Origin of the sequence: Saccharothrix sp. CCNWYY140, from assembly GCF_037401995.1 — a bacterium.
In the GTDB taxonomy this organism is placed as follows: Bacteria; Actinomycetota; Actinomycetes; order Mycobacteriales; family Pseudonocardiaceae; genus Actinosynnema.
Genome location: NZ_JBBEGC010000026.1, coordinates 21548 through 36803 on the forward strand (window position 1 = coordinate 21548; position 15256 = coordinate 36803).

Annotated in this window: 14 protein-coding genes; 6 read left to right on the forward strand and 8 right to left on the reverse strand. The window is 74.5% G+C overall.

Annotated elements, in window-relative coordinates; translation table 11 throughout:
* Window positions 1-3 precede the first annotated feature (3 nt).
* From WBN91_RS15130 to WBN91_RS15165, 8 genes are read right to left on the reverse strand one after another with little or no spacing between them, the layout of a single operon-like run.
* Window positions 4-1497, reverse strand: a complete 1494-nt coding sequence (locus WBN91_RS15130) for a class I adenylate-forming enzyme family protein (RefSeq protein ID WP_337724375.1) — start codon at window positions 1495-1497, stop codon at window positions 4-6.
* Window positions 1494-2870 (reverse strand): CoA transferase, encoded by a 1377-nt coding sequence (locus WBN91_RS15135; protein ID WP_337724376.1) that lies wholly within the window; start codon window positions 2868-2870, stop codon window positions 1494-1496. The genes WBN91_RS15130 and WBN91_RS15135 overlap by 4 nt, the downstream gene beginning before the upstream one ends.
* Window positions 2867-3652 (reverse strand): class I SAM-dependent methyltransferase, encoded by a 786-nt coding sequence (locus tag WBN91_RS15140; protein ID WP_337724377.1) that lies wholly within the window; start codon window positions 3650-3652, stop codon window positions 2867-2869. The genes WBN91_RS15135 and WBN91_RS15140 overlap by 4 nt, the downstream gene beginning before the upstream one ends.
* On the reverse strand, window positions 3643-5181 hold the full coding sequence (locus WBN91_RS15145) for a class I adenylate-forming enzyme family protein (protein WP_337724378.1): 1539 nt from the start codon (window positions 5179-5181) through the stop codon (window positions 3643-3645). The genes WBN91_RS15140 and WBN91_RS15145 overlap by 10 nt, the downstream gene beginning before the upstream one ends.
* On the reverse strand, window positions 5178-6476 hold the full coding sequence (locus WBN91_RS15150) for a protoporphyrinogen/coproporphyrinogen oxidase (RefSeq protein ID WP_337724379.1): 1299 nt from the start codon (window positions 6474-6476) through the stop codon (window positions 5178-5180). Before WBN91_RS15150 ends, WBN91_RS15145 begins: the two co-directional genes overlap by 4 nt.
* Window positions 6473-7387, reverse strand: a complete 915-nt coding sequence (locus WBN91_RS15155; RefSeq protein WP_337724380.1) for a UbiA family prenyltransferase — start codon at window positions 7385-7387, stop codon at window positions 6473-6475. The genes WBN91_RS15150 and WBN91_RS15155 overlap by 4 nt, the downstream gene beginning before the upstream one ends.
* Window positions 7384-8496, reverse strand: coding sequence for a DegT/DnrJ/EryC1/StrS family aminotransferase (locus tag WBN91_RS15160; protein WP_337724381.1), 1113 nt, complete (start codon window positions 8494-8496; stop codon window positions 7384-7386). The genes WBN91_RS15155 and WBN91_RS15160 overlap by 4 nt, the downstream gene beginning before the upstream one ends.
* On the reverse strand, window positions 8493-9560 hold the full coding sequence (locus WBN91_RS15165; protein ID WP_443217733.1) for a DegT/DnrJ/EryC1/StrS family aminotransferase: 1068 nt from the start codon (window positions 9558-9560) through the stop codon (window positions 8493-8495). Before WBN91_RS15165 ends, WBN91_RS15160 begins: the two co-directional genes overlap by 4 nt.
* 278 nt (window positions 9561-9838) lie before the next feature.
* Between WBN91_RS15165 and WBN91_RS15170 the strand changes: the two genes are divergently transcribed.
* From WBN91_RS15170 to WBN91_RS15195, 6 genes are read left to right on the forward strand one after another with little or no spacing between them, the layout of a single operon-like run.
* Window positions 9839-10870, forward strand: a complete 1032-nt coding sequence (locus WBN91_RS15170) for a Gfo/Idh/MocA family protein (protein ID WP_337724383.1) — start codon at window positions 9839-9841, stop codon at window positions 10868-10870.
* Window positions 10860-11681, forward strand: coding sequence for a sugar phosphate isomerase/epimerase family protein (locus tag WBN91_RS15175; RefSeq protein WP_337724384.1), 822 nt, complete (start codon window positions 10860-10862; stop codon window positions 11679-11681). Before WBN91_RS15170 ends, WBN91_RS15175 begins: the two co-directional genes overlap by 11 nt.
* Entirely contained in the window at window positions 11678-12910 is a 1233-nt protein-coding gene (locus tag WBN91_RS15180) for a M20/M25/M40 family metallo-hydrolase (protein WP_337724385.1), read from the forward strand. The genes WBN91_RS15175 and WBN91_RS15180 overlap by 4 nt, the downstream gene beginning before the upstream one ends.
* Window positions 12907-13956 (forward strand): Ldh family oxidoreductase, encoded by a 1050-nt coding sequence (locus WBN91_RS15185; protein ID WP_337724386.1) that lies wholly within the window; start codon window positions 12907-12909, stop codon window positions 13954-13956. Before WBN91_RS15180 ends, WBN91_RS15185 begins: the two co-directional genes overlap by 4 nt.
* Window positions 13953-14840 (forward strand): Gfo/Idh/MocA family protein, encoded by an 888-nt coding sequence (locus WBN91_RS15190; RefSeq protein WP_337724387.1) that lies wholly within the window; start codon window positions 13953-13955, stop codon window positions 14838-14840. The genes WBN91_RS15185 and WBN91_RS15190 overlap by 4 nt, the downstream gene beginning before the upstream one ends.
* Window positions 14840-15238, forward strand: a complete 399-nt coding sequence (locus WBN91_RS15195; protein WP_337724411.1) for a DUF6917 domain-containing protein — start codon at window positions 14840-14842, stop codon at window positions 15236-15238. Before WBN91_RS15190 ends, WBN91_RS15195 begins: the two co-directional genes overlap by 1 nt.
* The last annotated feature ends 18 nt before the right edge of the window (window positions 15239-15256 follow it).

The window sequence follows — 15256 nt, forward strand, 5'->3', positions numbered from 1 at the left end:
GGGTCACCGTCCTCCGTGGCGTTCGGCGGCCAGTCGGGTGAGGGTGCGCAGGCAGACCTTGCCGGTGTGGGCGACCGGGAACTCCGGCAGCACCAGCAGGTACTCCGGCAGCTTCTGGGCCGTCACGCCCCGGTCGCGAGCCAGGAACGCGGTCAGCTGGCGCAGGTCGGGCGGTCGGTGGCCGTGGCGGGGACGCACGCAGGCGCACAGGCGTTGGCCCAGTTCGGGGTCGGGCACGGGCACGCACGCGACCTCCGACAGCGCCGGGTGGGCCACCAGTGCCTGCTCGACCTCGGCGGGGCTGATGGTGTAGCCGCCGCGGATGACGACCCGGCGCAGGCGGCGCTCCACGTGCAGGGTGCCGGTCTCGTCGAAGTGGCCTTGGTCGCCGGTGCGGACCCAGCCGCCGGGCAGGCGCGGGGACGGGGCGGCGACGTGGCACAGCGGGGTCATGGGGCCCAGGGCGCAGATCTCGCCGTCGACCACCTTGATGTCGGTGACGGCGGGGTCGGGGCGGCCCACGCCGTGCTCGGGGGTGGTGGTGTGGCAGTTGACGCCGTCGGAGGAGCCGTAGACGTCGATCACGTCGACCCCGAAGGCGGCGCGGCACGCCTGGAGGGTGGGCAGGGGCAGCACGTCCCCGCTGGACACCACGGCTTTCAGCGAGGAAGTGTCCACAGTGGACGCGTGATCGGCCAGGCGGCGCAGCATGGCGGGCACGCCGAAGACGTGGGTCGGCCGGTGGGCGGCGATGGCCCGGAGCGCGGCGGCGGCGTCGAAGCGGCGTTGCAGCAGCAGGGTTCCGCCGAAGCGGCACAGCGTGATGGTCGCCCCGAACGACCCGTAGGCCGAGGACAGGGGCACCAGCACGAGGTCCCGCCACACGGCCGTGTCGCCGTGGACCGCGCGCAGGTAGTTGCCGCGCCCGCCGGCGAACGCGTTGTGCGAGTAGGCCACCATCTTCGGCTCGGCCTCGGATCCCGACGACACCAGGATCCGCGCCGGTGCTTCGGGGTCGACGGGCTCGGGTGGTCGTTCGGGTCCGCGCGCGGTGGGCGGCACGACGCTGCGCAGGTGGGACAGGCCGGGTGGCACGGGCGCGTCGGTGATCAGCGCGGTGGCGCGGGCGCGGCCCAGCAGGCTCATGGTGTCGGCGAGGCCGCCGGCGAACGGCAGCGCCACCGCGCCGATGGCGGCCACGGCGAGCTCCGCGATGACCGCGTCGCGGCCGTTGGGCACGCGGATGCCGATCACGTCGTGCGGGCCGAACCCGGGCAGCGCCCCGGCGAGGCCGCGGACCTCGGCGTCGAGGGTGGCGTAGTCCAGGCTGCCCCGCTCGTCGACGACGGCGGTGCGGTGCGGGTGGCGGCGGACCCGGGCGCGGAACAGGGTGTGCAGGTCGCGGTCGGGGCAGTGGCCGTCGGCGACCCACGCGCGGCGCAACTCGGGTGCGACGAGGTCGGTCAGTTCGAGGCCGGTGGTGGAACGCCAGGTCATCGCAGGAACTCCCACGGTGTTCGGGGGACCGGGCACGGGACCCGGTGCAGGGCGGCGGCGAACGCCGGGTCGCGGGCCAGCGCGGACAGGTCGGTGCACACCGGCACGGTCAGCGGCGCGGCGCACCGGCCGCGGGCGCGGGCGTTGAGCCGGGACGCGGCGGACAGCAGCGAGGACGCCACGGCCTGGCCGCGTCCGGTGCGGGCGCGGCGCAGCAGCCCGGCGACGATCCCGTGCGCGGCGACCACGCCGCCGAACACGTCGACCACGGTCATCAGCGACGGCGGGACGCCCGCGTGGGCCTGGACGACGAAGTCGGTGCCCAGCGGCGGGTTCGGGCCGAGCGCGTCGCCCCAGCCGGAGGCGTGGGCGTGGACGATCCCGGGCCGGACGCGGGCCACGTCGGCCGGGCGCAGCGCCCAGGCCTCGGCCTTGCCGGGCGCCCAGTTGTGCAGGAACACGTCCGCGTCGGCGAGCAGGTCGAGCAGGTCGAGGCGGCCGGCGACGGTGGTCAGGTCGATCTCGACGGCCGCTTTGCGGTGGTTGAGGGCCAGGAACCGGGCGGAGGTGTCGCCGGCGAGCGGGGGCACGCCGCGCGCCGGGTCGCCGCCGGGTGGTTCGACGCGCACGACGGTCGCACCCAGCAGTCGCAGCAGGTGACCGGCCATCGGCCCCTGCACCCGCCGGCACGACTCCACCACCAACAGCCCCGACAGCGGCAACCCGCCATCCACATCAGCCGACACCGGTGGGGCTTGGCCCAGGTCGGTGAGCCGGTAGGCGGGCAGGTCGTCGATCACCCGGTCGGACACCCGGACCAACGTGGTGCACGTGCTGCGGGCGAGGTTTTCCAGCACGTCGATGGGTGTGCGGGCGGTGGCGGCGGTCAAGTCGGGCGGCAGTGGGCAGGTGGCCGTGGCGAAGCGGTGCAGGAACGGTCGCCAGCCCGCCGCGATCGCGGGCGGGGGCACGTTCAAAGCCCGCCAGAAACGCTGCCACACCTCGGCGTCCAACGCTTCCAGCTCGAACGCGACCCCGTCGCCCGACACGAACGGCGGCCCGCCGGGCTCGTGCCGCGCGGGCTCGGCGGCGGCGAGGTACTGCGAGACCGCGAGCAGTGCGGCCTGCGCCGCCGACGTCGTGGCCGCCCGCAGTGCCAGGCCGCGCGTCCGGGCCAGGGCGACCGCGACCGCGCCGAGGTCGGCCAGTTCGGCGGCGGTGATGGAGGCGTAGTCCAGGCCCAGGCGGGTGGGGCGGCCGAAGCGGCGGCCGTGGACGTGCATCAGCCCGCACGCGGCCTGCACGTCCAGTTCGCCGCGCAGGGGCAGGTCCACCGGCCCGGCCCAGGTGACGGTCTCGACGGCGGTGGTCATGCCGGTCGCCGTCCCTGCACCGAGTAGAAGACGCTGGAGCAGGCCCGGAAACCGGGGTGGGACAGCAGGTCGCGGACCCGCCGGAGTTCGGCGTCGGTCAGGCCGGCGGTGACGAGCCGGTCGCGCAGCTGGTGGGTGAGGTGGACCAGCAGCCGCACGGCGGGCGAGTCGGGCCGCCACGGCTGGACCACCGGCACGGGGTCGACGTCGACCAGTCCGACGGCCGTCATCGCCGCGGCGACCCGCCGGCCGTAAGCCCCGTCCACGCCCGCGTCGGCGAACACCTCGTCCTTGGCCGCGAGGAACTTCTCGTACAGGCGGGCCGCGTCGGCGTCGGGGGCGAGCAGGACGGGCGCGTAGGTGTTGTCGAACTCGTCGACCTGGAGCCACCCGCCGGGGCGCAGCGCCCCCGTGAGCTTGGCCAGGACGTCGTCGCGCTCGGGCAGGTGCCGCAGCACGAGCCGGGCGTGGACCAGGTCGAACTCGCCTTCGGGCAGCGGGTCCGCGACCACGTCGTGGCGGGTGGCGGTGAGGCCGGGCGCGGGCGCGATGTGCTCGGGCGCGAGGTCGGTGGCCAGCACGGACCCCGAGCGCAGGGCCAGCCAGTGCGCGACGCTGCCGCCGCCCGCGCCGACCTCCAGGCACCGCCAGCCCTTGCGAACGCCGGTCTGGGCGAGGCGGGCGAAGGTGATCGGGTCGTAGGCGGCGGCCAGGCACCGGTGCTGCTCGCCGGCGTGCAGGCGGTGGTTGTCGAACACGTACCCGGTCGCGGTCACGTCCACCGTCCCGTTCCGTGGGTCTCGGCCGGCCCGACGAGCCGGGTGAGCAGTTCCAGCCGCCGGACCTTGCCGGTGGCGGTGCGCGGCACGTCGTCCCAGCGCAGGACGCGCGGGGAGGACAGCGGCGGCAGGTCGGCCACGGCGGACCACCAGCGGGCCGGGTCGAGCAGGCCGTCCGAGGTGACCACGACGGGCAGCGGCGGCCGTCCGGTGGCGCCCAGCACGACGCACTCGACGACCTCGGGCAGCCGGTCCTCCACGACGTCCTCGACCTCCAGGCAGCTCAGGCCCGGCACGGTGTCGACCTCGCGGTCCAGGAGCAGCACCTTCCCGGAGCGGGTGCGCACGGCCAGGTCGCCGGTGTTCCACCAGCGGCCGGCGAGCTTGGCCTGCCACCGGTCCTGCTCGCCGACGTAGCCGACGCAGCGGGCGGCGGTGCGGACCAGCACGAGGCCGGGCGTCCCGCGCGGCACGGGCGTGAAGGTCAGCGGGTCCACCACCCGCAGGCGGGTCTTGAGCGGCACCGGGCGGCCGAGGTCGCGGGCGGTGGGTTCGCGGCGGGCGGCGGCGCGGGTGAGGAAGCGGAAGGTCAGCGGACCGGTCTCGGTCTGGCCCCACCCCTGCATCCACAGCGGGCGCTTGTGCCGGGACGCGGTGAGCAGCGTGCGCATGGTCGGCGGGTGCATGGCGTCGTAGGTGCTGATGAACAGCCGGACGCGGCGGAACGGGTTGTCCCGGGTGCGGGCCAGGGGCTGCCAGCGCACGTAAGCGGAGGGCAGTGCTTCCAGCACGGTCGGCTGGTGGGCGCCGAGCACCTCGCGGGCGTTGGCGGGGTCGCTGAGCAGCACGATCTTGCGCGGCTGGGCGCAGAACACGGTGCCGGTCCAGCAGAACGTGCGGCCGTGGGCGTAGGAGGAGGCGTTGGCGACCACGTCGTCCCGGCGCGTGGAGACGACCGGGAGGCGCAGCGACTCGAACCGGGCGAGGTGCTTGACCAGCGTGGTGGTGGTGTGGACGACGAGCTTGGGCACGCCGGTCGTGCCGGAGGTGTGGTTGACGACCAGTGGGTCGTCGTCGCCGCGCCGCCACGGCGGTGGTGCGGGCGCGCCGCGCACGTGGTCGATCGTGAACGGCCCCTCCCCCAGCGACAGCACGCGCCGGGCGGTGTGCGGCGGCACCGCGCGGTCGGTGACCAGGACCGCCGGTTCCAGGCGCTTGAGCAGGATCTCCAGCGTGTCGTCGGGCAGGTGGCCGGCGATCAGGGCGGGCAGCGCGCCGATGCGGATGGCCGCGCAGGCCAGCAGGTCGTAGTCGTAGTGGTTGCGCTTGACCACCGCGACCCGGTCGCCGGGTCGGGCGCCGGCGGCGAACAGCCAGCCCGCGGCCTCCTGCACCAGGGCGGCCAGCTGTCCCACGGTGAACGCGGTGCCCAGGTGGGGCGCGATGTCGAAGGGCCGGTCCAGCACGACGGAGGTGTGCGGGCGGCGGGCGGCGACCTGGTCGAACAGGGTGCCCATGTCGTGCGGCCTCATACGTGTTGCCTCCTCGGGACGGCGGTCAGCACGCGGGCGGCGGCGCGGCGGCCGGAGCGCACGGCGACCTCGCTGCACGGCACCAGCCCCACCCAGTCGCCGGCGTAGTCCACGACTCCGCCCAGGTGCTGGACGAACCCGGCGCGCAGGGCCAGCGCCCGCGGGGTGGCCTCGGGCAGGCCGTGCCGGAACCGGGTGACCACGGCGTCGCGGGTGGCCTCCCCCAGACCGGGCAGGAACCGCTCGGCGGCGGCGGTGAGGGTGGCGACGACCTCGTGGTCGGGGGCGTCGAGCAGGTCGGGCGCGATCGCCGGGTTCGCCATGAGGGTGATCAGGCCGTGGCCGGCGGGGGCACGGCCGGGGTGTTTGACGTGGTCGAGGATGACCGTGGACAGCTCCGGGCTCTCCACCGACGGCACGACCACGACGTAGGGCCGGGACCGGGGCCGGGTGTCCAGCATCAGGTGGACCTTCACGATCGGCGTGAACGTGCAGGCGTCCAGGTAGGGGCGTTCGTGGTCGGGCGGGTTGGCGTGCAGGCCGCGCGCGACGGGCGCGGGCACGGCCAGCACCACCGCCCTGGCCCGGATCTCGTCGCCGCCGCACAGCACCCGGGCGCCGTCCGGCTCGGCCACGACCCCGTCCACGCGGACGCCGCAGGTGACGTGGAGGTCGGCGGCGAGGGCGCGGGCGAAGGTGTCCATGCCGTCGCGGTAGGTGCGCCAGGAGGCGGTGGTGCCCACCGAGGTGAGCAGGGCCAGCAGGGGCGCGACGGCGGAGCGGTCGGCGTGCCAGCCGAAGAACCCCGCGACCACCGGCTCGCACAGGTAGTGCAGCAGGTCGGGGTGGCGGGCGGCGGCGAAGGCGGTGACGGTCTCGTGCGGGCCGCGCTCGGGGTGGTCCAGGTCGTACGACCCGCCGAGCACCCGGACGAGTTCGCGGCGGGCGGCCAGGGACAGGCCCGCGCCGGTCAGCAGGCCCAGCGGGTGGGCCAGGCCGGGGTGGGCGCGGCCGTCGCGCCACACGGCGAGGTGGTGGCCGATGCGGGGCGCGTCGGCGCGGCCCAGGCCCAGGCGGGCCAGCAGTGCCCAGGTGGCGGTGTAGCCGCGGGTGGCCAGTTGTTCGGCTCCGGTGTCGAGGAGGAACCCGTCCCGGCGCAGGGTCCTCATGCGCCCGCCGACGTGGTCGGCGGCCTCCAGCACCCGCACGTCCCGGCCGGCTCGGCGCAGTTCGTGGGCGGCGGCGAGCCCGGCGATGCCCGCGCCCACCACGACCACGTCGGCGTCGGGCCTCACAGCAGGTTCACCACGATCAGGGCGACCACCGTGACGCGGTGGATGCGGATTCCGAGCCGCCGGGCGCGCAGGATGTCGCCGTCGGCGAACCCGATGCGGACCTGGTGGACGCGCAGCAGCATGGTCGGCAGCAGGGCCAGCGGGAACCACCAGGGCGCACCCAGGAACGGCGCGGCGAGGATCAGCGCAGCCTCGACGGCCGACACCGCGACGACGAACCGCCGGTTGCCGCACGGGGTGGTCAGGGCGGCCACGGTGGGCCTTCCCACGCGCCGGTCGCCCTCGACGTCGTTGGTGTTGGAGTAGACGCCGAACAGCAGCGGCCCCAGGCCGAACAGCAGCGCGGACACCAGGACGTTGCCGTCGAAGGTGCCGGCGGCCAGGCCGTAGGGCGCGAGCACGAGCGCCCAGCCCAGGCCGGCCAGGAAGAACTCCTGGAAACCGTGGTAGCTCAGCTTGATGCCCCACGAGTACTGCACGGCGAAGAAGAACGTGACCACGATCAGCACCACGGTCCACTGTGGACGATTGGGCGCGATGGCGACAGCGGTCGCCCACAGCGCCGCGCCGACCAGTGCGGTGATCCACGCGAACCGCGCCACCTGCGGTTCGGTGAGGGTGCCGGCGACCAGGGGTTTGCGCGCCAGCCGCCGCTTGGGGTCGTCGGGGGCGTAGTTGTGGACGTCGCTCCCGTCGCGGTAGCCGGTGAGGTCGTCCAGCGCGACCATCGCGGCGATGACGAACACCTCGCCGAGCAGGAACACGGCGATCGTGCCCAGGACCGGGCCGTCCCAGCGCAGGGCGGCGGGCAGCAGCGCCCACACGACCAGGACACCGAGGTAGTAGTCGACGATGTCCAGCTTCGCCAGCTGGACGTAGGCGCGGGTGGTGGGTGTGGCGAGGGTGGTCACCTGGTGTCCTCCAGTGCGAACCGGCGCACCTCGTCGGCGATGTGCTCGACCTGGGCGTCGGTCAGGTGCGGGTACACGGGGATGGCGAGCTGCCGCCGGCAGGCGTGCTCGGCGTTGGGCCACTCGCGGTCGGGCGCGTGCGGGGCGAACGCGGACTGCCGGGGCAGCGGCGCCCGGTAGTAGACGTGGGAGCCGATGCCGCCGGCGGCCAGGTGGTCGCGCAGCGCGTCGCGGCGCTCGACGAGCAGGGAGTAGACGTAGAAGCAGCGGCCGTCGCGGCCCGGCGGGGGCGGCAGGACGCCGGGCAGGCCGGTGAACCGCTCGGTGTAGTAGTCGCCGATGGCGGCCCGGCGTTCCAGGCGCTCCGGCAGGCCCGCGAGGCGGCGCAGCTGGAAGGCGGCCATCAGCTCGTCGAACCGGCTGTTGTGGCCGATCCGGTGGTGCAGGAACCGGGTGCGGCCGTCCTGGCCGTGGTTGCGCAGCATCCGCACGGTCCGGCCCAGCGCGGGGTCGTTCGTGACGACCATCCCGCCCTCGCCGGGCATGCCGAACGTCTTGACCTGCACGAAGGAGAACACGCCCGCGTCGCCCCAGGTGCCCGCGGGCCGCCCGGCGAGCACCCCGCCCTGGGCCACGGCCGAGTCCTCCAGCAGCCGCACGCCGGCGTCGGTGGCGATCCGGCGCAGCGCGGGCATGTCGGCCATCACGGAGAACATGTGCGCGGGCATGATCACCTTGGTGCGCTCGGTGACCAGCTTCTCCACCTCGACCGGGTCCACGACCATCGTCCACGGGTCCACGTCGGCGAACACCGGGGTGGCGCCGCGCAGCAACGGCGTGGCGGCCAGGGGCGCGCAGCCGTAGGCGGGGACGACCACCTCGTCGCCGGGGCCGACGTCCATCGCGTGCAGCAGCAGGGTCAGGGCGGAGGTCCCGCTGCCGCAGGCGACCGCGTCGGCGACGCCGAGGGATTCGCGCAGCGCGGATTCGAACTCGGCGGTGCGCGCGCCCAGGATGAACCGCTGTTCCGGGGCGGTGCCGACCTCGTGCACCAGGTCGAGCAGTTCGTCGGCGTCGAACAGGTCGGGCGGGAAGAACGGGATGCTCACGCGGTCCTCCCGGTGAGGAAATCGGTGATTTCCGCACAAACGCGGTCCACGGCCGTGATCGGCAAATCCGGGTAGAGCGGCAAAGCGAGCGCGTGCCGGCAGGCGGCCTCCGCGTGCGGGAAATCGCCGGGGGCGTGTCCGAGATCGGCGAAACACGGTTGCAGGTGCAATGGCGTCGGGTAGTAGACCTCGGTCTCCACCCCGCGCGCGGCCAGGTGCGCGGCCAGCTCGTCACGCCGGTCGACCTCGACGACGTAGACGTAGAACACGCCACGCACCCCCGGCCGGGCGGCGGGCAGCTTGCGCACCCCGGGCACGCCGGTCAGCCGCTCGGTGTAGCGGGCGGCCAGCTCGGCGCGGCGGCGGACGTCGGCCTCCAGCCGGCCCAGCTTGGCCAGCAGCACCGCGGCCTGGAGGTCGTCCATCTTGGAGTTCTGGCCCACCACGCCGGTGGTGGTGTTGATCGCCGGGAAGTTGTCCAGGGTGTGGCCGAAGCGGCCGTGGTGGCGCAGCGCGCCGACGGTCTCGGCGATCGCCGGGTCGTCGGTGAGCACCGCGCCGGCGTCGCCGATCGCCCCCAACGTCTTGGTGGGGAAGAAGGACAGCACTCCCCCGGCGCCCAGCAGACCCGCGTGCGTGCCGCCGTGGCGCATGCCGATCGCCTCGGCGCTGTCCTCCACGACGGTCAGCCCCAGCGCGCTGATCGCGGCCATGTCGGCGGGGTGGTGGAACAGGTGGACGGGCATGACGAACCGGGTGCGCGGGCCGGCGACCGCGGCGACCGAGGCGGCGGACAGGCCGTAACCGTCCGGCTCGACGTCGGCGAACACCGGCCGTCCCCCGGCGAGCACGACCGAGGACGCGGTGGCGATGAAGGAGAACGCGGGCACCACCACCTCGTCGCCGGGCCGCAGGCCGCACGCCCGCAGCAGCAGGACCAGGGCGTCGGTGCCGCTGCCCACCCCGACCACGTGCCGCGCGCCGGTGTAGTCGGCCAGCGCGCGCTCCAGCTCGGCGACCTTGCCGCCGTGCGAATACTTCCCGTTCCGGACCACGTCGACAATGTGTCGCCGGGTAATGGGCCACAACTGGGAAAACGTGTCGGATTGGGTGAAGAAAGGGACGGTCAGCGCTCTCACCCCCGCTGTCGCGAAGCACGGTTCGGAGCGTATGGCAGGCGTGCGCACGAGCCTCCGCCCACGCGCGAGTTCACTCTTCCTGGTCAACTCGGCGAACCCCGGTTGACAGCACGACCGGATTCGTACAACGTCGTTATGGATCAATTCGGAATCACGGTTTATTCCGTACGTCTTGCGTGGCTATCGGGAACACCAGGGGTGCAATGGTGCGGACACTCGTCGTGGGACTCGGCCGGGCGGGGGCCGAACTGCACCTGCCGGTGCTGGCCAGGGCGCGGGCGAGCGCACCCCGGCTGTTCGCGGACGAGCCGGTGGTGGCGTGCGACCCGCGCCGGGTCCTGGGCGACCGGCCGGGCCTGGTCACCGCGGGGAGCGTGGGCGAGGCGGCGCGGCTGCTGGACCCCGCGAACGCGGTCGCCCACGTGTGCACGCCGCCCACCGTGCGCACCGAGGTCATCGGGCAGCTGGCGGACCTGGGGTTCCGCAACCTGATCGTGGAGAAGCCGCTGGCCGCCGACCCCGACGACCTGGCCCGCATCACGCGGCTGCGCCGCCGGCACGGGCTGCGGATCGCCGTGGTGGAGCCGTGGCTGACCAGCTCGTTGACCGTGCGGCTGCTGGAACTGGTGCGCCGCGGCCCGCTGGGCGAGCCGCGGTCGATCTCGATCGTGCAGAACAAGCCGCGGTTCCGGCGGTCGCTGAGCAGGCCCAGTCACGAGACGGCGTTCGACGTGGAGCTGCCGCACGGGGTGGCGCTGGCGCTGCGGCTGGCCGGCAACGCGCGGGTGACCCACGCTGCCGGGTTCGACCTGGTGGTCGGCGACGTGGTGGTGGCCCGGATGGGCGGGGCGCGGGTCGGGTTGCGGCACAACAGCGGCGTGCGCACGGAGATCGTCTCGGACCTGACCTCGCCGGTGCGGGAGCGGCGGATCACCGTGGAGTTCGAGCGCGGGACGGCGGTGGGGCACTTCGCGGTCAGCGCCGACGACGACCACTCGCAGCTGACCGTGACCGTCAACGGGCTGCGGCGGCACGAGGTGCTGCGCGACGACTCGCTGACCGAGTGGGTGATCCGGGCCTACCAGCTGTTCCACGGGTCGGGCGACCAGCACGCGCGCAGCTTCGCGTTCGCCACCGACGTGGTGCAGCTGCTGTCGGTGGCCAAGAACATCTGCGCCGAGCCGGTCGTGCCGTCCGCGCGCGCGGAGAACCAGGTCCCGGCCCATGCCCGCTGAGCACGTGCCCGCCGATGAGAACGTCTTGGCGGGCATCACCGACGAGGCCGCGCCCGACCTGCCCGGTCAGCTCGCGGCGCTGGCCGAGCTGGGCTGGTCGGCGATCGAGCTGCGGACCATCGACCACCGGCCGGTCGCCGAGCTGAGCGACCGGGAGTTCGGCGAGGTGGCCAAGGCGCTGTCCGACAGCGGGGTGCGGGCGGTGTGCCTGGCCTCGCGGATCGGCGGGTTCACCCGGCCGATCACCGCGCCCTTCGAGGACGACCTGGCCGAGCTGGACACCCTGCTGGCCCGCTGCGGCGCGCTGGGCACCCCGTTCGTGCGGATCATGTCCTACCCCAACGACGGCCTGGCCGAGCGGCGGTGGCGGGACCTGGTGGTCGCGCGGATCGCGACGCTGGCGGAGCTGGCCGCGTCGGCGGGTGTGGTGCTGGTGCACGAGAACTGCGCGGGGTGGGCTGCCTCGCGCGCGGACCGGGTGCTGGAGCTGGTGGCCGAGGTGCCGGGTCTGCGGGTGCTGTTCGACACCGGGAACGGCGTGCCGCACGGCTACGACGCGTACGCGCTGCTGGAACGGGTGGCGCCGCACGTGGTCCACGTGCACGTCAAGGACGCGGTCGGCGACCGGTTCGTGCCGCCGGGGCAGGGCGCCGCGCGGGTCGCCGACTGCGTCGCCCTGCTGCGCGCCCACGGCTACCGGGGCGCGTGGTCGCTGGAGCCGCACGTGTCGCTGCGGCCCGGCGTGGACGGCGCGCCCGACGCGGCGTCGTTCGTGGCGGCGGGCCGGGCGCTGGAGGGCGTGCTGCGGTGATCGCGCCGGACCGGGACCTGCTGCTCGAACTGCTGCGCTTGCCCACGGCCGGTCCCCTGGAGACCACGGCCGAGGTGCGCCTGTGGGACGCGATGCGGCTCTACCAGCAGGCCTTCGCGGACATCGGTTTCACCACCGTCCACTTCGGACCGGCGTCGCCGTCCGCGGTGGACCGCCCGGACGTGCCGGCGGTAGTGCGCGAGGCCGTGGCCGAGGACCCGGGGTTCCTGGAGAGCCAGCCGAGCCTGGTGCTGCGGTACGGCCCGGCCGAGCCGTCCGTCATGTTCAACGTGCACCTGGACACCGTGGCCCCGTTCGAGCCGGTGTCGTTCGACGGGACCCGGTTCCGGGGGCGTGGCGCGATCGACGCGAAGGGACCGGCGGTCGCCCTGCTCGCGGGGCTGCGGGCGGCGGTGGCCGACCCGGCGGTGGGACGGGACGTCGGCGTGCTGGTGCAGGCCGTGTCCGGTGAGGAGGGCGGCGCGATGGGCGTGTTCGGCACCCGCCCGCTGGTGGAGGCGGGCCACCACGGCCGGCTCAACGTGTTCTGCGAGCCGACCGGCCTGCGCTACCTGCCGCGCTGCACCGCCGCGATGACCGCGAGCGTGCGGGTCAGCGGCGAGGACGCGGTGGACGACCAGCCCCACGCCGGGCACAACGCGAGCGTGCTGCTGGGGTTCCTGGCCCAGCACCTGGCGGCGTCGCTGGTGCGGGTGCCCGACGGGCAGTTGTGCCTGGCGGGCCTGCACACCGGCCGCATGCACAACCGGGTCTACGGCAGCGGCGAGTTGCTGCTGAACCTGTCCTACGGCAGCGCGGAGTCCGCGCGGGTGATGACCTCGGCGCTGGAGCGGTCCCTGGTGGAGGGGTTGGCGGAGTTCGGCCGCCGGTTCCGGACCGTGCCGCCGTTCCACCGCACTGCCGTGGACGCGGCGGCGATCACCCGGCTGGTGTGGCGCAAGCACGGCCTGCCCGCGCTGCCCGCCCGGGACGTGCCGCTGCTGGACGGGGTCGTGCCCCGCTGGCCCGCGCACGAGCCGGCGTTCACCTGCGACGCCATCTGGCTGGCCGACGTCCCCGACACCCGGACCGTGGTGCTGGGCCCGGGTTCCCTGCACGCCAACAACGCGCACGCGCGCGGCGAGCACGCCGACGTGGAGGAGCTGGACCGGTTCTCCGCGGTGGTGCGGGACATCGTCGTGCGGTTCGCCCGGAACGGAGGAACATGACCGTCGTCGTGCCCTACCCGACCCTGCTCGCGACCGTGACCGGGGTGTTCACCGACCGCGGGGTGCCACCGGACCGGGCGCGGGTCGCCGCGCGGGCGCTGTGCCACGGCGACCTGACCGGGGTGAGCTCGCACGGGGTGGTGAACCTGCCCCGGCTGTACCTGCCGCTGCTGGACTCGGGCCGGTGCGACCCGGCCGCGGACATGGTCGTGACGGCGGACCTGGGTCCGTGCGTCCACGCCGACGCCCGCCGGGCGCCGGGCCTGTGGTCGGCGGCGCAGGCGGTGGACCTGGCGGCGGCACGGGCGGCGCGGCACGGCATCGGCCTGGTGTCGCTGCGCGGCGCCACGCACATCGGGTGCGCGGGGTTCCACGCGGCGCGGGCCGTCGAGCACGGGATGGTCGGGCTGGTGACGTCCAACTGCGGCGGGCAGCGCATCGCTCCCCCGCCCGGTGGTCGGGAACCGGTGCTGGGCACCAATCCCCTGGCGTTGGCGTGCCCGGCGGGCGACCGGCACCCGTTCGTGCTGGACATGAGCACGACCGTGGTGCCGACCGGTCGGGTGCGGGCGGCGGCGCGGGAGGGGCGGGAGGTGCCCGAGGGGTGGCTGGCCGACGAGTCCGGTGCGGCGGTGACCGATCCGGCGGCGTTCGACCGGGGCGAGGCTCGGCTGTTGTGGCTGGGCGGGCGGCCGGAGACGGGCGCGTACAAGGGTTTCGGGCTCGGGCTGCTGGTGGAGGTGCTGTCGGCGCTGGTCCCTGGTGCCTCCCTGGGGCCAGTGGGTGGTGGTGCGGACGACGACATCGGGGTGTTGGCGTTGGTGATCGCGCCGGACCGGCTGCGGTCGGGGTTCGGCGGGGACGCGGGCCGGTTGTTCGAGGCCGTGCTGGGGTCCGCGCCGGTCGACCCGCGTGAGCCGGTGGTGTACCCGGGTTGGTGGGAGGGAGAGCGGGCGCGGTGGCGGCGGGCGCACGGCGTGCCGCTGCCGGAGGAGCTGTACGAGCAGTTGCGCGCGGTCGCGCCGGCCCTGCGAGCGGCCGGGTGATCCGGGTCGGCGTCGTCGGACTGGGGGTGATCTCCCGGTTCTACCTGGCGGCGATCGCGCGGCTGCCGGAGTTCGAACTGGTCGCGGTGTGCGACGTGGACCGCGACGTGCTGGCCGGGCACGGCGTGCGCGACTACCTGCACCACCGGGCGATGCTGGCCGACGGCGACCTGGACGCGGTGGTCGTCACCGCGCCCAACGACACCCACGCGACCATCGGCCGGGACGTGCTGGACGCCGGCCTGCCCCTGTGCGTGGAGAAACCGCTGGCCACCCGACTGGCCGACGGGCAGGACCTGGCCCGGCGCGGCGGGGTGCTGTTCACCGCCTTCCACCGCCGCTACAACCGGCACGTGGTGGCGTTGCAGGCGTCGCTCGCCGGCGCCGCTCCGGTGGAGTCGGTGGTGGTGCGGTACCTGGAACGCATCGAGGACCACGTCGGCCGCGACCGCTGGTACCTGGACATGGCGCGCAGCGGCGGCGGGTGCGTCGCCGACAACGGCCCCAACGCCCTGGACCTGGCGCAGGTGTTCCTCGGACCGCTGCGCTTGGAGGCGGCGAAGGTCGTGCGGGACGCCGAGGGCGTGGACCGGCAGGCGTTGTTGCAGCTGACCGGGATTTCCGGGACCGGGTCGGCGACGGTGGAACTGGACTGGTCGTACCCGGGCGAGGTCAAGGACGTCGAGGTGCGGTTGGCCGACGGGACGGTGCGGCGGGCCGACATGCTCGCCGGCCACCCGGAGTTCAAGGGTTCGCTATGGCACGAGTACGAGGGCGTGCTGCGCGACTTCGCACGGGCGATCGCGTTGGGCCCGGCGTACCGGGACCCGGGCCTGGAGGTGCTGGCGCTGGTGGACGAGGTGTACCGGAGGGAAGGCGCGTGATGCTGGAGGACGGCCCGAAGCGGGCGGTGGGCAGCCGGGTGGTGAAGGTCCTGGTGCACCGCCGCGACGACCGCGGCATGAGCCTGGAACCGTTCGCGAGCAGGTGCGTTCGGCAGGGCGAGGTGCACGAACTGGTGACCACGGACCACACCGACACCACACCGGGCGCGCGCATCGACCGGGTGGGTTTCCTGGGTTTCGTGGAGATCGGCAACGCCGGGGTGATCGACCGGGGCGACGAGGTCCGGGTCGACGGGCGACTGGTCGGCACGGTCCTGGGCTTCGACGCCTGCCACCACCCCAACCACTACAACATCCTGATCACCACACCCGAACCGCGCACCGGCCCGGAGGTCGGCATGAACCCGGAACTCGCGGTGATCTTCCAACCGGCCTGAGGCGCCGACCCCCACACC